This is a genomic window from Variovorax restrictus (assembly GCF_051216715.1).
Taxonomy (GTDB): Bacteria; Pseudomonadota; Gammaproteobacteria; order Burkholderiales; family Burkholderiaceae_C; genus Variovorax.
The window spans coordinates 1,390,520-1,406,184 of sequence record NZ_JBPJZH010000001.1; the positions used below are offsets into that span (position 1 = coordinate 1,390,520).

Here is a 15,665-nt window from a genome sequence, read left to right on the forward strand (position 1 = left end):
ACGCCATGACCACGCCTTCTCCTCTCACGGCCCTCTCGGTCAACCTGAACAAGGTCGCGCTGGTGCGCAACACCCGACACCTCGGCACCCCGAGCGTGCTTTTCGCCGCAGCGGTCTGCCTCGACGCCGGTGCCCAGGGCATCACGGTGCACCCCCGGCCCGACGCCCGTCACATCCGCGCTCAGGACGTGCAAGACCTCGCCGGCCTGCTGGCCCGCGACTGGCCAGACGCCGAGTTCAACATCGAAGGCAACCCGTTCCACAACCTGATGGACTTCGTGCGCGAATGCCGTCCGCACCAGGCGACGTTCGTGCCCGACAGCGAAAGCCAGTCGACCAGCGACCACGGCTGGACCTTCCCCGACGACGCCGAACGGCTGCGTCCGCTGATCGCCGAGGCGAAGGCGCTCGGCGTGCGCGTCAGCCTCTTCATGGACCCGGCGCCCGAGATGATGGCCGAGGCCAAGGCCGTCGGCGCCGACCGCGTCGAGCTCTACACCGAAGGCTATGCGGCCTCGCGCGGCACCTCGCGGGCTGCGTCGGTGCTGGCGCTGTATACGGAGGCCGCGCGTGCCGCACAGGCGGTCGGCCTGGAGGTCAATGCCGGCCACGACCTGAGCCGCGACAACCTGACCGACTTCCTGCGCGCGGTGCCGGGCGTCAAGGAGGTGTCGATCGGCCATGCCTTCGTGTCCGACGCACTCGAACTGGGTTACGCCGCCACCACCCATGACTACCTGCGCTGCATCGACGACGCGCGGCGCGCCGGCTGACCGTGTGATCTACGGCATCGGCACCGACATCTGCGACGTCCGCCGCGTCGCCGCCACCTTCGAGCGCCAGGGCGAACGCTTCGCGCGCAAGGTGCTGAGCGATGCGGAGTTCGCCGTGTGGCAGGCGCGCAGCGCCCGCTGGCCGAAGCGCGGGCTGAGCTACCTCGCCACCCGTTTTTCCGCCAAGGAAGCCTTCAGCAAGGCGGTCGGCATGGGCATGCGCATGCCGATGAGCTGGCGCCTGTGCGAGATCGCCAACGAGCGCAGCGGCAAGCCGGTGATCGTGCTGCACGGCGTGCTCAAGGAATGGTTCGAGGCGCGCGGGCTCACCGCCCACGTCACCGTCACCGACGAAACCGACTACGCGGCCAGCTTCGTGGTGGTCGAACAAAACACCGCTCCCACCGCATGAGTGCTTCCGTCACGCAACGCCCGCTCGTCATCGACGTCGCCGGCATCGAACTCACGACCGACGACCGCCGCCGTCTGGCCCATCCCCAGGTCGGCGGTGTCATCCACTTCGCCCGCAACTGGCAGAGCCGCGCGCAGATGCAGGCGCTCAATGCCGAGATCAAGTCGATCCGGCCCGACCTGCTGATCTGCGTCGACCACGAAGGCGGCCGGGTGCAGCGCTTTCGCACCGACGGCTTCACCCGGTTGCCGTCGATGCGCACGCTGGGCACGCTGTGGATGGACGACCCGATGCGCGCCGTGCAGGCCGGCACGGCGGCCGGCTTCGTGCTGGCGAGCGAGCTGCGCGCCGTCGGCGTCGACTTCAGCTTCGCGCCGGTGCTCGACCTGGACCATGGCGAGAGCTCGGTCATCGGTGACCGCAGCTTCCACCGCGACCCGCGCGTCGCCGCGCTGCTGGCCAAGGGCTTGATGCATGGCCTGCTGCAGGCGGGCATGGCCAACTGCGGCAAGCACTTCCCCGGCCACGGCTTCGTGAAGGCCGATTCGCATGTCGCGATCCCGGTCGACCGGCGCAGCCTGAAGGCGATCCTGGGAGACGATGCGCGGCCCTTCGAATGGCTCACCGGCACGCTCGCGGCCGTGATGCCGGCGCATGTGATCTACCCCAAGGTCGACGTGCGGCCGGCGGGGTTCTCTTCGAAATGGCTGCAGGACATCCTGCGCGGCCGGCTTGGCTTCGACGGCGCGATCTTCAGCGACGACCTCAGCATGGAGGCCGGCCGCTATATCGACGGGCGGCTGCTCAGCTACACCGACGCGGCGCTGGCCGCGCTCGATGCGGGCTGCGACCTGGCGATGCTGTGCAACCAGAGCGTGGGTGATGGTGCGCCGCTCGACGAACTGCTCGATGGCTTCGGTGCTGCGGCCCAGGCGGGCCGGTGGCAGCCCGATGCGGCGGGCGAGGTGCGGCGACGGGCGCTGCTGCCGCAATCGCCGGCGCTGGCGTGGGACGCGCTGGTGGCGTCGCCGGCCTACGGCAGGGCGCTGTCGCAGTTGCCGGTCTGACGCATCGCGTCATCGGCTTCAGTATTCCACAGCCGCGGCCCACCGGCATCGAGGTGCGTCAGGTACAGCCGCAGGTCGAATTCGCGCTGGTGGTAGTCGGCGTCCATGTGCGTGCACAGCGCGTAGAAGGCCTTGTCGTGCTCGCGCTCCTTCATGTGGGCGAGTTCGTGCACGACGATCATCCGCAGCCACTCGAGCGGCACCGCCTTGAAGAGACTGGCCACGCGGATCTCGCGCTTGGCCTTGAGCTTGCCGCCCTGCACGCGCGAAATGGTGGTGTGCGTGCCCAGCGCGTGGCGGATGACATGCAGCTTGCTGTCGAACATCACCTTCGACAGCGGATCGGCGTTGCGCAGGAATTCGGCCTTGAGCGCCATCACGTAGTCGTAGAGCGCGCGGTCGGTGCGCACCGCGTGCGTGACCGGGTAGCGCTTCAGCAGCATCGGGCCGAGGCCCTGTTCGGCCATCAGCGTGCGCACCTGTGCCTGCAGGGCAGGCGGGTAGTGCGCGATGTACTTCACGCCGTGCGCGCGTCGCGGGCGGCGTAGGCGAGGCCGGCGGCGACACCGCCGAACAGGTCGCCCTCGACCAGCTTCACGCCCGCGAAGCCGCGCCGCAGCGCCTGCTGGAAAGGCCGCAGGGCCGACGAGCCGCCCGTCAGGTAGATCGCGTCGAGGTCGTGGCTGCGCAGGCCGGCGCGCCGCACGCATTCGTGGGCGCTGGCGACCACCTTGCTCAGCGATTCGGCCAGTTGCTGCGCCATGTCGTCCGGCGTCAGCGCGGCGCCGAGGCCGGGCTCGACGAAAGACAGGTCGATGGTCACAGGCGCATCGCTGACCGAGCCGTCGATCTTGGCCTGCTCGACCTCGCTCGCGATGCGGTGGCCGTAGCGTTCTTCCAGCACCGTCATCAGCCGGTCGTGCAGGCGCGTGTCGGCGTAGCTGGTGCGCAGCTCCAGCGCCTGGCGCACGGCCTTGGGCGCATAGAGCCAGTTGATCAGGTGCCAGGACGAGAGCTCGAAGAAGACCTTGCTCGGCACCTCGCGGCCGCGTGGGTCGTGGTGACGGAAGCCCAGCGTCGGCATCACGCGTTCGAGGTTCAGGCGCTGGTCGAAGTCGGTGCCACCGATGTGGACGCCGCTGGTGGCGAGCACGTCGCCGCTGCGGTCGGACTGCGTGGCGCGCTCCGGCCCGAGGCGCACCACGGTGAAGTCGGAGGTGCCACCGCCGATGTCGACGATGAGGATGAGCGATTCCTTCGTGACGCGCTGCTCGTAGTCGAAGGCCGCGGCGATCGGCTCGAACTGGAAGCCGATGTCGCGAAAGCCCGCCGCGCGTGCGGCGTCGCGCAGGCTGTCTTCGGCCTGGCGGTCGCGCTTGGCGTCGTCGTCGACGAAGTGCACCGGACGGCCGATCACCACGCGCTGCGGGCGATGGCCCAGCGTCTGTTCGGCGCGCGTGCCCAACTCGTGCAGGAAGCGCGCGACGATGTCCTGGAAGCTCACCAGGCCGTCGTACACCGCCGTGGTCTCCTGCATCAGCGAACTGCCGAGCAGGCTTTTGAGCGAGCGCATCAGCCGGCCCTCGACGCCCGCCAGGTACATCGCGACGGCATCGCGGCCGAAGTGCGTGGTCCGGTCTTCGGCGTTGTAGAAGAGGGCCGTCGGCATGGTCGTGGCCGCGCCTTCGAGCGGCAGCGCCTGGGCGGTGCCGCCATCGATCGCCCAGGCGATCGCCGAATTGGAGGTGCCGAAATCGATCCCGATGCCGGCGTTGGACGTGCTCAAGATTCGCGGCGCAGTGCGGGGAACAGGATCACGTCGCGGATGCTCGGCGAATCGGTCAGCAGCATCATGAAGCGGTCGATGCCGATACCGCAGCCGCCCGTGGGCGGCATGCCGTATTCCAGCGCGCGTACGAAGTCGTGGTCGTAGAACATGGCCTCGTCGTCGCCCGAATCCTTGGCGGCCACCTGCGCGTTGAAGCGCGCGGCCTGGTCCTCGGCGTCGTTCAGCTCGCTGAAGCCGTTGCCGAATTCGCGACCGGTGATGTAGAGCTCGAAGCGCTCCGTCACCTCGGGCCGCTCGTCGTTGGCACGCGCCAGCGGCGAGATCTCGGTCGGGTGTTCCATGATGAAGGTCGGCTGCCAGAGCTTTTCTTCAACGGTTTCCTCGAAGTACATCACCTGCAGGCTGGCCAGGCTGCGCTGCGAGAGCTTGTTCTTTTCCTCATTGAGCCCGACCTTGCGCAAGGCGTTGATGAGCCACGTCGCGTCGTCGACGTTCTCGCCGGCCTCGGTGTGCTTGAGGATCGCCTCGCGGATCGTGAGCCGCTCGAAGGGCTGGCTCAGGTCGACGGCCTTGCCGCCGTACGTGAGCTGCTCGCTGCCGATGGTCTTCTTCGCGATCGTGCGGATGATCATCTCGGTGAAGTCCATCAGGTCCTGGTAGTTCCAGTACGCCGCGTAGAACTCCATCATCGTGAACTCGGGGTTGTGCCGCACCGAGATGCCCTCGTTGCGGTAACTCCGGTTGATCTCGAACACGCGCTCGAAGCCGCCGACGATCAGGCGCTTCAAGTACAGCTCGGGCGCGATGCGCAGGAACATCTCCTGGTCGAGCGCGTTGTGGTGCGTCTTGAAAGGCTTGGCGTTGGCGCCGCCCGGAATGGGGTGCAGCATCGGCGTCTCGACTTCGATGAAGTCGTTGGCCACCATGAACTCGCGCAGCGCGCTCACGGCCTTGCTGCGCGCCTTGAAGCGGTCGCGCGCGGTCTCGTCGGTGATCAGGTCGACATAGCGCTGGCGGTACTTCTGCTCCTGGTCGGCCATGCCGTGGAACTTGTCGGGCAGCGGGCGCAGGCTTTTGGTGAGCAGCCGCAGCTTGCTCACCTTGACCGACAGCTCGCCGGTCTTCGTCTTCATCAGCGTGCCTTCGGCGCCGAGGATGTCGCCCAGGTCGTAATGCTTGAAGGCGGCGTAGGCCTCTTCGCCGAGCGCGTCGCGCGTGACGTAGAGCTGGATGCGGCCGGTGCTGTCCTGCAGCGTCGCGAAGCTGGCCTTGCCCATGACGCGCTTGAGCATCATGCGACCGGCCACACTGACCACGACGGCCTGCGCCTCCAGCGACGCCGCGTCGGTCTCGCTGTGGGCGGCGACCAGCGCCGCGGCACGGTGCGCGGGCTTGAAGTCGTTCGGGAAGGCGACCTCCTTGCCACCGGCCTGCGCCGCGCGCAGCGCCTTGAGTTTCTCGCGACGCTCCGCCATGAGCTGGTTGTCGTCGATCGCGGGCGCGGGGGAGGTGGTGGGTTCGGTCATGTGAAGCAGGCTGGATGGCACCGGCGGTGCCGCGCAAAACCCGCCATTTTAGCGGCCGGCCCCTCGGAAGCGGGCCGAACACCGTCCATCCGGCTCAGCGCCCGATGCCGTTGCGCTCGAGCAGGTCGCTCACCAGTTCGAGCCGCATCAGCGGGCTGTCGAGTTCCATCAGCCGCTGCTTGAGTTCGGACTGCATCGGCAGCAGCTCGCACCAGCGGTTGGCGACCCAGCCGCAGTCGTCGAAACGGTACGGCTCGGCCATGGGCAGGCGCAGGTCTTCCTGCTGCTCCATGCGCCGACGCTCCTCGAGGGTGTCGATCAGCCGGCGCAGGGCTTCGGCCGCGTGTCGGAGGTCTGCGGGGATCTCGACGGTCACGTCGGCCGCGATGGCCTCGACCTCGGCCATCCACAGGCCATGCTTCTGCAGCTCGCTGCTGCGCACCCGAAAGCGCTGGGTGCCGATACATTCGATCTGCATCAGGCCGGACTGCGGCACCTCGAAGCTGCGGATGGTCGCGACGGTGCCTACGGCGGCAAAGCGCTCTGTGCCAGCCCCTGCCACGCGCACTTCGGCGCCCTGGGTCAGGCTGACAACGCCGAAGGGCAGGCCGAGTTTGTGGCAGCGCCCGATGAGGTCGAGATAGCGCACCTCGAAGATGCGCAACGGCAGGTAGCCGTCGGGGAAGAGCACCGAACCCAGCGGGAACAGCGGCAGCGGCGAGGGGAGGGGCGTCGGCATGGTGGCGGAGGGCGTGTGTCTCTCGGACGCCACCCTAGCAGATCATCGTCACGCGGAAAGCCTCAGGGCCTTGCGCCGGACACGGTTGCGCCACTGGTGTCTGACTATCATCGCCTTCCTTTCACGCCGGTTGCGCGCCATGCTCTATCAGATCCCTTCCTTCCTGCTCGACGTCATCGTCGGCCTCCTGGGCGGCGCCTGCCTGCTGCGGCTTTACATGCAGTACCACCGCGTGCCCTTCGGCAATCCGCTGGGGCGCTTCATCTTCGCCGTGAGCGACTGGATCGTCATGCCGCTGCGGCGCATCGTGCCGTCGGCCAAGCGATGGGACCTCGCCAGCCTGATCGCCGCCTGGCTGCTGGTGATGGCGAAGTTCCTGCTGCTGTGGCTGCTGATCGGCAACTTCAGCCGCATGGCGATCCTGCCGCTGGTGTCGCTGGTCGGGCTGGCGCAGCTGGCGGTGTCGGCCCTGACCGCGCTGCTGGTCGTCTACGCGGTGCTGTCGTGGGTGCCGGGCGCGTCGGCCGTGCTGCTCGACCTGGTGTCTCGGCTGGCCGAACCCATCGTGCGGCCGCTGCGCCGCATCATCCCGCTGGTCGGCGGCGTCGACCTGTCGCCGCTCGCCGCCATCGTGCTGCTGCAGGTCGTGGCGATCGTGCTCGGCAGCGTGATGGTCAGCGTTTTCAGGCTCTAGGGCGTCAGATCACCGCGTCGGCAGGCTGGCGCAGCAACATGGCCAGCGTGCTGGCGATGGTCTTGCGCAATGCGCGGCGATCACTGATGAAGTCAATCGCGCCCTTGGTCTGCAGGAACTCCGAGCGCTGGAAGCCTTCGGGCAGCGTGACGCGCACCGTCGACTCGATCACCCGCGGGCCGGCGAAGCCGATCAGCGCCTTGGGCTCGGCAATGACCACGTCGCCGACGAAGGCGAAGCCGGCACTCACGCCGCCCATCGTTGGGTCGGTCAGCACGCTGATGTAGGGCAAGCCCTTTTTGGCGAGCCGGGTGAGCGCGGCGTTGGTCTTGGCCATCTGCATCAGCGAGAGCAGGCCTTCCTGCATGCGCGCACCGCCGGTGGCGGTGAAGCAGATGAAGGGCACCTTCTGCTCGATCGCGGTTTCGACGCCGCGCACGAAGCGCTCGCCGACCACGCTGCCCATGCTGCCACCCATGAACTCGAACTCGAAGCAGGCGACCACGACGCTGATGCTGTGCACCGAGCCGCCCATGACGATGAGCGCGTCGGTCTCGCCGGTGTTCTCCAGCGCTTCCTTGAGCCGCTCGGGGTACTTGCGGCTGTCCTTGAACTTCAGGGCGTCGACCGGCAGCACTTCCTGGCCGAGTTCGTAGCGGCCTTCGGCGTCGAGGAAGGCGTCGAGACGGGCGCGCGCGCCAATGCGGTGGTGGTGGGCGCAGCTCGGGCAGACGTTCTGGTTGTGCTCGAGGTCGGTCTTGTAGAGCACCGTCTCGCAGCTCGGGCATTTGATCCAGAGACCTTCGGGCACCTGGCGGCGCTCGCTCGGGTCGGTCTGCTCGATTTTCGGGGGAAGCAGTTTTTCTAGCCAGCTCATGGGTTCTCCTGGAGAGCGCGGATTATCGACCCAATGCGTTCTTGGGGGTGGCGGCCGGCAGCGCGTCGAGCGCCTGGCGGATCTCGGCCAGGAATTCGGCGACGAGCGGCACCACCCGGTCGCGCGGCTGGCCGTCGATCAGCTGGATGATCTTGGTGCCGATGACCACCGCATCGGCGGCCGAGCCGACCGCCTGCGCCGTGCGCGCGTCGCGGATGCCGAAGCCCACGCCCACCGGCACGCGCACGTGTTCGCGGATGCGCGGGATCATGCGGCCGACCGCCTCGGTGTCGAGGTGGCCGGCGCCGGTCACGCCCTTGAGCGACACGTAGTAGACGTAGCCGGTCGCGATGCGGCCGACCTGCGCCATGCGTGCGTCGGTACTCGTCGGTGCGAGCAGGAAGATCAGGTCGATGCCGGCGGCGCGCAGGTCGGCGGCGAAGTCCTCGCATTCCTCGGGCGGGTAGTCGACGACCAGCAGGCCGTCCACCCCGGCGGCCGCCGCGTCGCGGATGAAGCGGCCCTTGCCGTGCACGCCGTCGTAGCGCTCGACCGGGTTGGCGTAGCCCATCAGCACGACCGGCGTGCGGTCGTCGGTCTGGCGGAAGGCGGCCACCATCGCCAGCACCTGCTTGGTGCCGACGCCCAGGGCCAGCGCCGCTTCGCCGGCCTTCTGGATCACCGGGCCGTCGGCCATCGGGTCGGAGAAGGGCACGCCGAGCTCGATCACGTCGGCGCCCGCGGCCACCATGCCATGCATCAGGTCGGGCGTGATGTCGGCGTAGGGGAAGCCGGCGGTCACGTAGGGAATGAGTGCCTTGCGGCCATCCTTTTGAAGCGCCTCGAAGGCGGCAGCAATGCGGCTCATGCCTTGCCTCCCTTCACGCTCAGGCCGCGCATCGACGGCCGGTCGTAGAAGTCGACGCCCGAGAGATCGGCCACCGTGCCGATGTCCTTGTCGCCGCGTCCGGAGAGGTTCACCAGGATGGATTGGTCCGGCCGCATCGTCTTGGCCAGCTTCATCGCATAGGCCACCGCATGGCTCGATTCCAGCGCCGGGATGATGCCTTCGGTGCGGCACAGGTAATGGAAGGCGTCCAGCGCCTCGGTGTCGGTGATGCCGACGTACTCGGCGCGGCCGATGTCCGCCAGATGGGCGTGCTCCGGGCCGACGCCGGGGTAGTCCAGGCCGGCGCTGATGCTGTGCGTCTCGGTCACCTGGCCGTCTTCCGACTGCAGCAGGTAGGTGCGGTTGCCGTGCAGCACGCCGGGGCTGCCGCGCAGGATGGACGCCGAGTGCTTGCCGCTGTCGAGGCCTTCGCCGGCTGCTTCGACGCCGATCAGGCGGGTGCCCTCGAAGGGGATGTACGGATGGAAGATGCCCATGGCGTTGCTGCCACCGCCGACGCAGGCGACGACCACGTCGGGCTGCCGGTTCGCGATGCCGTTGTCGGCCAGCATGGTGGGCATCTGGTCGATGCATTCGGTGCCAATCACGCTCTGGAAGTCGCGCACCATCATCGGGTAGGGGTGCGGGCCGGCGACGGTGCCGATGATGTAGAAGGTGTTCTCGACGTTGGTGACCCAGTCGCGCATCGCCTCGTTGAGTGCGTCCTTGAGCGTCTTGCTGCCCGATTCGACCGGCACCACGGTAGCGCCCAGCAGGTTCATCCGGTAAACGTTGGGGCTCTGGCGCTGCACGTCCATGCTGCCCATGTAGACCACGCATTCGAGGCCGTAGCGGGCGCAGATGGTGGCGGTCGCCACGCCGTGCTGGCCCGCACCGGTCTCCGCGATCACGCGGGGCTTGCCCATGCGCTTGGCGAGCATGGCCTGGCCGATCACGTTGTTGATCTTGTGGGCGCCGGTGTGGTTCAGGTCCTCACGCTTGAGGTAGATCTGCGCGCCGCCCATTTCGCGACTGGTGCGCGCCGCATGGTAGACCGGCGAGGGCCGGCCGACGAAGTGCTTGAGCTCGTAGTGGAACTCAGCCAGGAAGGCCGGGTCGTCCTTGAACTTGGCATACGCCTCGCGCAATTCGGCGATGGCATGTGTGAGCGTCTCGCTCGCGAAGGTGCCGCCGTAGGGGCCGAAGTGGCCGGCGGCGTCGGGTTGTTGATAGCTCATGGGTTTCTCGATCGATGGGGCCGCGCCCGTCGACAAAGAGACGGTGCGGCCGGTCAAAGGGGGGCGAGGTCGGCTGCGCGCACGGCAGCAATGAAATCGCGGATCTTTCCGGCGTCCTTAATGCCCTTGGAGGCTTCGACGCCGGAACTCACGTCAACGGCCAGCGACCGGCATCGCGGCCGGAGCTGGCGAATGCCATCGGCCACGTTTGCAGGTGTGAGTCCACCACTCAAGACGAGGTGAGCGTCGACGGCGGTTGGAAGAAGTGACCAATCGAATGCCTTGCCGCCACCGCCGAACCCGTCGACATGCGCGTCGAGCAGGATGGCCTGGGCGTGGGAGAAATCGGAAGCGTATTTTACGAGGTCGAAGTGTGCCCCCGCCGCGCCAAGTGGAATGCGGGCTGCGCGCATGTACCGGTACGCCCCGTGGCCGCTGGCTGTCTGGCATTGCGCGGGGGTCTCGTCGCCGTGGAACTGGGCCATGGCGCCCGGCACGGTGGCCAGTGCGCCCATCACCTGCGTCGGCGCCTCGTTCACGAACAGCAGCACCGGCGTGACGAAGGGCGGCAGGCGCGATGCGAGCGCCGCCGCGCGCTGCGCGGTGACCGCCCTGGGGCTGGCCGGATAGAGCACGAAGCCCACGGCGTCGGCGCCCGTGTCGACCGCCGTATCGACGTCGGCTTCACGCGTGAGGCCGCAGATCTTGATGCGGGTTCGTCGAGGGGCGGGCGCGCTCATGGCGGGCCATCATACGCAGCGCCGCTCGCGCCCAGGGTCGCCTCGGCAGGGAGCCCCCAGGCCGCGTCGTACAAGGGGCCAACGAAGTACAGGCCGGCCGGCGAGAAGGTGGGCGCCGCCACCTTGCGGCTGCGCGCGGCCAGCACCTCAGCGATCCACTCGGGCCGCTCGTCGCCGTGCCCGATGCGGACCAGACAGCCCATGAGGTTGCGGATCATGTGGTGCAGGAAGGCATCGGCCTCGAACTCGAAGTGCCACTGGCAGCGCTCGCCATCGACCGAGACTTCCTTTTGCGTGATCGCGATGCGGCGCATCGTCTTGATTGGTGACTTCGCCTGGCAGGCCGAGGCGCGGAAAGAGGTGAAGTCGTGCTCGCCGATCAGCTGTGCCGCCGCGTTGCGCATGGCCGCGCCGTCGAGCGATCGCATCGACCACCCGACGCGACCGGCGTCGAGGCTCGGTCGTACCGGCGATTGCGAGAGCACGTAGAGATAGCGCCGCGCCACGGCGCTGGCCCGGCAGTGGAAGGCGTCGGGCACCGGATGGGCCCACTGGATCGCGATGTCGGCGGGCAGGTAGCGGTTGGTGCCGCGCACCCAGGAGAAAGGCGTGCGTTCGATCTCGGTGTCGAAGTGCACAACCTGCATCAGGCCGTGCACGCCGGCGTCGGTGCGGCCGGCACACAGCGTGGAGATCGGGCGATCGGCAAAGCGGGCCAGGGCGGCCTCCAGCTTGTCCTGCACGGTTTGCCCGGACAGCTGGCTCTGCCAGCCCTGATAGGCCTGGCCGTTGTAGCGAACGCCGAGGGCCAGCCTCACGAGGGTCGAACGGGCCGCCGGCGCATGCGTCGTGCCAGCCCTCTCAAGCCAGTTGCGCCAACAGGTGCCGTGCCTGGGACTTCAGGTCGCCGGAGCTTTCGGCTTCGACTTCTTCGACCAGCGAACGCGCGCCTTCGGTGTCGCCCAGGGCTTGCAGCTCGCGCGCCAGCGACAGCTTGATCGCATGCGGGTTGTCGTTGGCCTCGTCCAGCGGTTCGAGCCGGCCAGGTTCGGTGTCGTTGGAATCGCGCTGGTTCAGGCCGGCGAGCGCGCTCATGTCGAACTCGATGAAGCCCGAGTCGCCTGGCAGGCCGGCACGAAGCGTTGCTGGCTGGGTCTGCTCGTCTGTGCCGATCGGCCTCGACATGCCGGGCATTTCCAGCGCGGCGGGCGCTGTGTTGAAGTCGGTGTCGAAGTCCGCCGAAGGGCTCATCGGCGACATCTCGCGCAGCGTGTCGCGCGATGTCGCCGCGAAGCGCTCCGGCGCGGGCGCCGGGGACGGTGGCAGGCTAGCACTGACCGGAGCGGGTTCGGTGATCGGGGCCGGCTCGGTGATGGGTGCCGGCATCGTGCTGGGCGTCTCGAGGGGCGAGGGCTTGCTCAGGTCGAGATCGAAATCGAGCGGTGCCACCGAGGGGACGAACGCCGGTGGTGGCGCGGCAACGGGGGCTGCGGGTGGGGCGGCCACCACCGCCGCGGCTGTCGCGGCGATGACGGCGGCGGGTGCTGCGCTGTCGACAACCACCGGCCGGACGCCGGCTTCGTACAGCGGGTTACCCGGATCGAGCTCCTTACCCATCTCCACGACGCGGTTCCAGTCGGTGCCCTGACCGCCAGTCAACTTATGGACGTCCGATGCCAACGCCTCGTAGGCGCGCAGATCGCGCCGCTTGGCATGGATCTCGAGCAGCTTGAGGTGGATGGCGATGCGCTCGGGGTTGATGCGCAGCGCTTCGCGCAGGATTTCTTCGGCCTGGAGGTCCCGCCCATAGGCGAGGTAGACGTCAGCTTCCGCCACCGGATCGACATCGCCGGCGTCGAGCTGGCTGGGCGAGTACGAGAGCGACGAGACGATCGAGCGGTTCTTGGTGTCGACCGACTCGCCGCCGCTGGCGGCGAAGAACGAATCCTTGGGCAGCCGGCTTTCCAGGAAGACGCTGTCGCCGGCGTCCTCGCGGCGGCGTTTGACCGCCTTGTAGCCGAGGTAACCGAGCAGCAGCAGGACGAGCGCGCCACCGCCGAGCAGCAGCGGGTTGTCGAGCAGGTCGTCGAGGAAGCTGGGTTCCGGTGGAGGGGTCGCCGCGGGCTTGGCGGCAGGCTTGGCCGCCACGGCCGAGGCTGTTGCCGCCGGTGCCGGTGCCGGTGCCGATGCCGATGCCGATGCGGGAGCAGGCGTCAGGGCAGCCGGGGCGACCAAGGTCGGCGCTGCCGCCGTGGAAGCTGCAGGCGCCGCTGGTGCCGCGACCGCGGGTGACGCACTAGCCGGTGCTGCCCCGGCGACCGGCGCGATCGGCGCGCTGGCGGCTGGAGGCGCCACCGGGGCCGCACCTGCAGGCGCCGCTGCCGTGGCACCGGCCGACTGCAGCTTGTTCAGGTCGCTGATGTTCTTGGACAGCTCGGCCACGCGGGCATTGCTTTCCTGCGCCTGTCGGGCCTGGGCGAGCTTGTCGTCGGCGGCACGGGCCTGCGCGATGGTCAGTTTGTCCGGTGCGGCGGCGGCCTTGCTGCGGTCCTCGACGTTCGCATCGAGTCGGCCGGACGTTTGCCGATCGGCCGCGGCCACGGCAGACGTCGGGGCGTTGTCGGCGAGGCGGCGGCGATAGTCGCCGAAATCCCGGCTCTGCGCGATCACCGTGCGGCGTGCTTCCGGAGCGGGCGTGGCGGCGGCTTGCGATGCGTCGGGCAGGTCGAGGACCGCGCCGGCCTTCATGCGGTTCATGTTGCCGCCGATGAAGGCGTTGGGGTTGGCGCGCAGCATGGCGACCAGCATCTGGTCGAGCGACACGTCTGCTGGCTTGTAAGCGCCGGCAATCTTGCTGGCGGTGTCGCCCGGCTGTACGGTGACCTGCTGGCCGGCGCTGCCGCCGACGGTCCGCACCGCAGGCGCCTCGGCCGGTGTAGCCGGGGCGACCACGGCGGGCCGCGGCGCACGACGAATGGCCGGTGGTGCAATCGATGCCGGGCCGGTGCCGATGCTGATCTGCGGCGATATGGGCGCCGGCGCGACGGCGGCAGCCGCCGTGCGGCTGGCCGGCGGGTCGAGCAGCACCGTGTAGTCGCGGACGATGCGACCCGTGTTCCAGGTGGCTTCGAGCAGCAGGTCGATGAAGGGGTCGGACACCGAGCGATTGCTCGTCAAGCGGACGACATAACGGCCGTCGGCACGGCGTTGCAGCGCGCTGCGCACGTCGGACAACGCGGCGTTGTAGGGCACGCCGGCAGCGCGAAAGGCGTCCGGCGAGGCGATGTTGACGCGCAGGCCATCGGCCTCGGCGGTGCTCATCTCCGCGATTTCGATTTCCGCGCGCAAGGGTTCGCCGATGGCGGACTGCACATTCATGCGGCCCAGCGACAGCGCATGGGCATCGATGACCGCCGACCCCAGTCCCAGGGCAATGGCGGCACTGAGCAACGACAGCCGCGTCCGGCCCCCGGACGTCGGTTTCGGACGGATGGCTGAATCGCGGACCGCAGGCAACGGATGTCTTGTCATGCTGGAAGAGGGGCACCGCGGCCCAAAGTGTAAGAGGACGTTAACACCAACGTTCTGCACTGACAAGGAGACCGGCGTGTTCACCCCAGTGCGCGCCAACTTCGGCATGTTTTGTCCGTTGCAGCAGAGCAACGAGCGCCCATTTCAGGGCGCTTGCGTGCGGTTTTACGCGTCCAGCAGGATGCGCAACATGCGGCGCAGCGGCTCCGCCGCACCCCACAGCAATTGGTCGCCGATGGTGAACGCGCCCAAATACTCCGGCCCCATCGCCAGCTTGCGCAGCCGGCCGACCGGGATGCTCATCGTGCCGGTGACGGCGACGGGCGTCAGGTCCTTGACGGTGGCTTCGCGGGTGTTGGGAACGACCTTGACCCACGCGTTGTCGGCGGCGATCAATGCCTCGATGTCCGCCATCGGCACGTTCTTCTTCAGCTTGAAAGTCAGCGCCTGGCTGTGGCAGCGCATGGCGCCGATGCGCACGCAGAAACCGTCCACCGGCACCGGGGCGACATCGAAGCCCGGCCCCTGGCCGAGGATCTTGTTGGTTTCGGCGCCGCCCTTCCATTCTTCCTTGGACATGCCCCACTCGGCGTCGTCCTGGCTCTTGCCCAGGCCCAGGTCCTTGTCGATCCAGGGGATCAGCGAGCCGCCGAGCGGCGCACCGAAGTTCGCCGTTTCGCTGGCCGACAGGTTCTGCTGCTTGTGCAGCACCTTGCGGTCGATTTCCAGGATGGCGGACTTCGGGTCGTCCAGCAGCGCACGCACTTCGGCGTTGAGCGTGCCGAACTGCGTCAGCAGTTCGCGCATGTGCTGCGCGCCACCACCGGACGCGGCCTGGTAGGTCATGCTGGTCATCCACTCGACCAGGCCGGCCTTGTAGAGCGCGCCGACGCCCATCAGCATGCAGCTCACGGTGCAATTTCCGCCGATCCAGTTCTTGCCACCCTTGGCGAGCGCGTTCTGGATGACGGGCAGGTTGACCGGGTCGAGCACGATGATCGCGTCGTCGTTCATGCGCAGCGTGGAGGCCGCGTCGATCCAGTGGCCATTCCAGCCGGCGGCGCGCAGCTTGGGGAAGACTTCGCTGGTGTAGTCGCCGCCCTGGCAGGTGATCACGATGTCGCACTTGCGGAGCGCGTCGATGTCGTGCGCGTCCTTCAGCGTCGTCTCGTTCTTGGCCATCGCCGGGGCCTTGCCGCCGGCGTTGGAGGTCGAGAAGAATATCGGCTCGATGAGCCCGAAGTCGCCTTCGGCCTGCATGCGGTCCATCAGGACCGAGCCGACCATGCCGCGCCAGCCTACGAGGCCGACCAGAGGTTGAGATGCGTTCGCCATTTCAATATGCCCTTCGAAGAAAAAACTAGGAGATCAGGTTTTCTTGGCGCCCGGC

At 68.2% G+C, this 15,665-nt stretch carries 15 protein-coding genes; 4 read left to right on the top strand and 11 right to left on the bottom strand.

Going from position 1 to position 15,665, the window contains the following annotated elements:
- The first annotated feature begins 5 nt into the window (after nucleotides 1-5).
- The 3 genes from ACSFA0_RS06465 to nagZ are packed head-to-tail and all read left to right on the top strand — an operon-like array spanning nucleotide 6 to nucleotide 2,252.
- A complete protein-coding gene (locus tag ACSFA0_RS06465) occupies nucleotides 6-773 on the top strand; it encodes a pyridoxine 5'-phosphate synthase (RefSeq protein ID WP_435449385.1) in 768 nt (255 codons plus the stop codon).
- Nucleotides 774-777: 4 nt separating this feature from the next.
- On the top strand, nucleotides 778-1,185 hold the full coding sequence (acpS, locus tag ACSFA0_RS06470; RefSeq protein WP_435450912.1) for a holo-ACP synthase: 408 nt from the start codon (nucleotides 778-780) through the stop codon (nucleotides 1,183-1,185).
- Nucleotides 1,182-2,252 carry a beta-N-acetylhexosaminidase gene (nagZ, locus tag ACSFA0_RS06475; RefSeq protein WP_435449386.1) on the top strand — a complete coding sequence of 357 codons (1,071 nt, stop codon included), beginning with the start codon at nucleotides 1,182-1,184 and terminating at the stop codon, nucleotides 2,250-2,252. The genes acpS and nagZ overlap by 4 nt, the downstream gene beginning before the upstream one ends.
- On the opposite strand, the gene ACSFA0_RS06480 is transcribed toward nagZ, so the two are convergent.
- From ACSFA0_RS06480 to ACSFA0_RS06495, 4 genes are all read right to left on the bottom strand, one after another.
- Nucleotides 2,219-2,773 (bottom strand): YgjP-like metallopeptidase domain-containing protein, encoded by a 555-nt coding sequence (locus ACSFA0_RS06480; RefSeq protein ID WP_435449387.1) that lies wholly within the window; start codon nucleotides 2,771-2,773, stop codon nucleotides 2,219-2,221. The genes nagZ and ACSFA0_RS06480 overlap by 34 nt on opposite strands.
- Nucleotides 2,770-4,041, bottom strand: a complete 1,272-nt coding sequence (locus ACSFA0_RS06485) for an Hsp70 family protein (protein ID WP_435450913.1) — start codon at nucleotides 4,039-4,041, stop codon at nucleotides 2,770-2,772. The genes ACSFA0_RS06480 and ACSFA0_RS06485 overlap by 4 nt, the downstream gene beginning before the upstream one ends.
- Nucleotides 4,035-5,567: a lysine--tRNA ligase gene (gene lysS, locus ACSFA0_RS06490; RefSeq protein WP_435449388.1), complete on the bottom strand. Its 1,533-nt coding sequence runs from the start codon at nucleotides 5,565-5,567 to the stop codon at nucleotides 4,035-4,037. Before lysS ends, ACSFA0_RS06485 begins: the two co-directional genes overlap by 7 nt.
- A 94-nt stretch (nucleotides 5,568-5,661) precedes the next feature.
- Nucleotides 5,662-6,306, bottom strand: coding sequence for an LON peptidase substrate-binding domain-containing protein (locus ACSFA0_RS06495; RefSeq protein WP_435449389.1), 645 nt, complete (start codon nucleotides 6,304-6,306; stop codon nucleotides 5,662-5,664).
- 139 nt (nucleotides 6,307-6,445) lie between these two features.
- On the opposite strand from ACSFA0_RS06495, the gene ACSFA0_RS06500 reads away from it, so the two are divergent.
- Nucleotides 6,446-7,000 (top strand): YggT family protein, encoded by a 555-nt coding sequence (locus tag ACSFA0_RS06500; protein ID WP_435449390.1) that lies wholly within the window; start codon nucleotides 6,446-6,448, stop codon nucleotides 6,998-7,000.
- A 4-nt stretch (nucleotides 7,001-7,004) separates the two neighbouring features.
- Here the strand turns inward: ACSFA0_RS06500 and accD are convergent, their stop codons facing one another.
- The 7 genes from accD to asd all read right to left on the bottom strand — a co-directional run bounded on the left by accD (nucleotide 7,005) and on the right by asd (nucleotide 15,610).
- Entirely contained in the window at nucleotides 7,005-7,877 is an 873-nt protein-coding gene (gene accD / locus ACSFA0_RS06505; protein WP_435449391.1) for an acetyl-CoA carboxylase, carboxyltransferase subunit beta, read from the bottom strand.
- 22 nt (nucleotides 7,878-7,899) lie between these two features.
- Entirely contained in the window at nucleotides 7,900-8,745 is an 846-nt protein-coding gene (trpA, locus tag ACSFA0_RS06510; protein ID WP_435449392.1) for a tryptophan synthase subunit alpha, read from the bottom strand.
- Nucleotides 8,742-10,004: a tryptophan synthase subunit beta gene (gene trpB, locus ACSFA0_RS06515; protein ID WP_435449393.1), complete on the bottom strand. Its 1,263-nt coding sequence runs from the start codon at nucleotides 10,002-10,004 to the stop codon at nucleotides 8,742-8,744. The genes trpA and trpB overlap by 4 nt, the downstream gene beginning before the upstream one ends.
- A gap of 53 nt (nucleotides 10,005-10,057) precedes the next feature.
- Nucleotides 10,058-10,744: a phosphoribosylanthranilate isomerase gene (locus ACSFA0_RS06520; protein WP_435449394.1), complete on the bottom strand. Its 687-nt coding sequence runs from the start codon at nucleotides 10,742-10,744 to the stop codon at nucleotides 10,058-10,060.
- A complete protein-coding gene (gene truA, locus ACSFA0_RS06525) occupies nucleotides 10,741-11,562 on the bottom strand; it encodes a tRNA pseudouridine(38-40) synthase TruA (RefSeq protein ID WP_435449395.1) in 822 nt (273 codons plus the stop codon). The genes ACSFA0_RS06520 and truA overlap by 4 nt, the downstream gene beginning before the upstream one ends.
- 43 nt (nucleotides 11,563-11,605) lie before the next feature.
- Entirely contained in the window at nucleotides 11,606-14,194 is a 2,589-nt protein-coding gene (locus tag ACSFA0_RS06530) for a FimV/HubP family polar landmark protein (protein ID WP_435449396.1), read from the bottom strand.
- Between the two features lie 246 nt (nucleotides 14,195-14,440).
- On the bottom strand, nucleotides 14,441-15,610 hold the full coding sequence (asd, locus tag ACSFA0_RS06535) for an aspartate-semialdehyde dehydrogenase (protein ID WP_435449397.1): 1,170 nt from the start codon (nucleotides 15,608-15,610) through the stop codon (nucleotides 14,441-14,443).
- Between the last annotated feature and the right edge of the window lie 55 nt (nucleotides 15,611-15,665).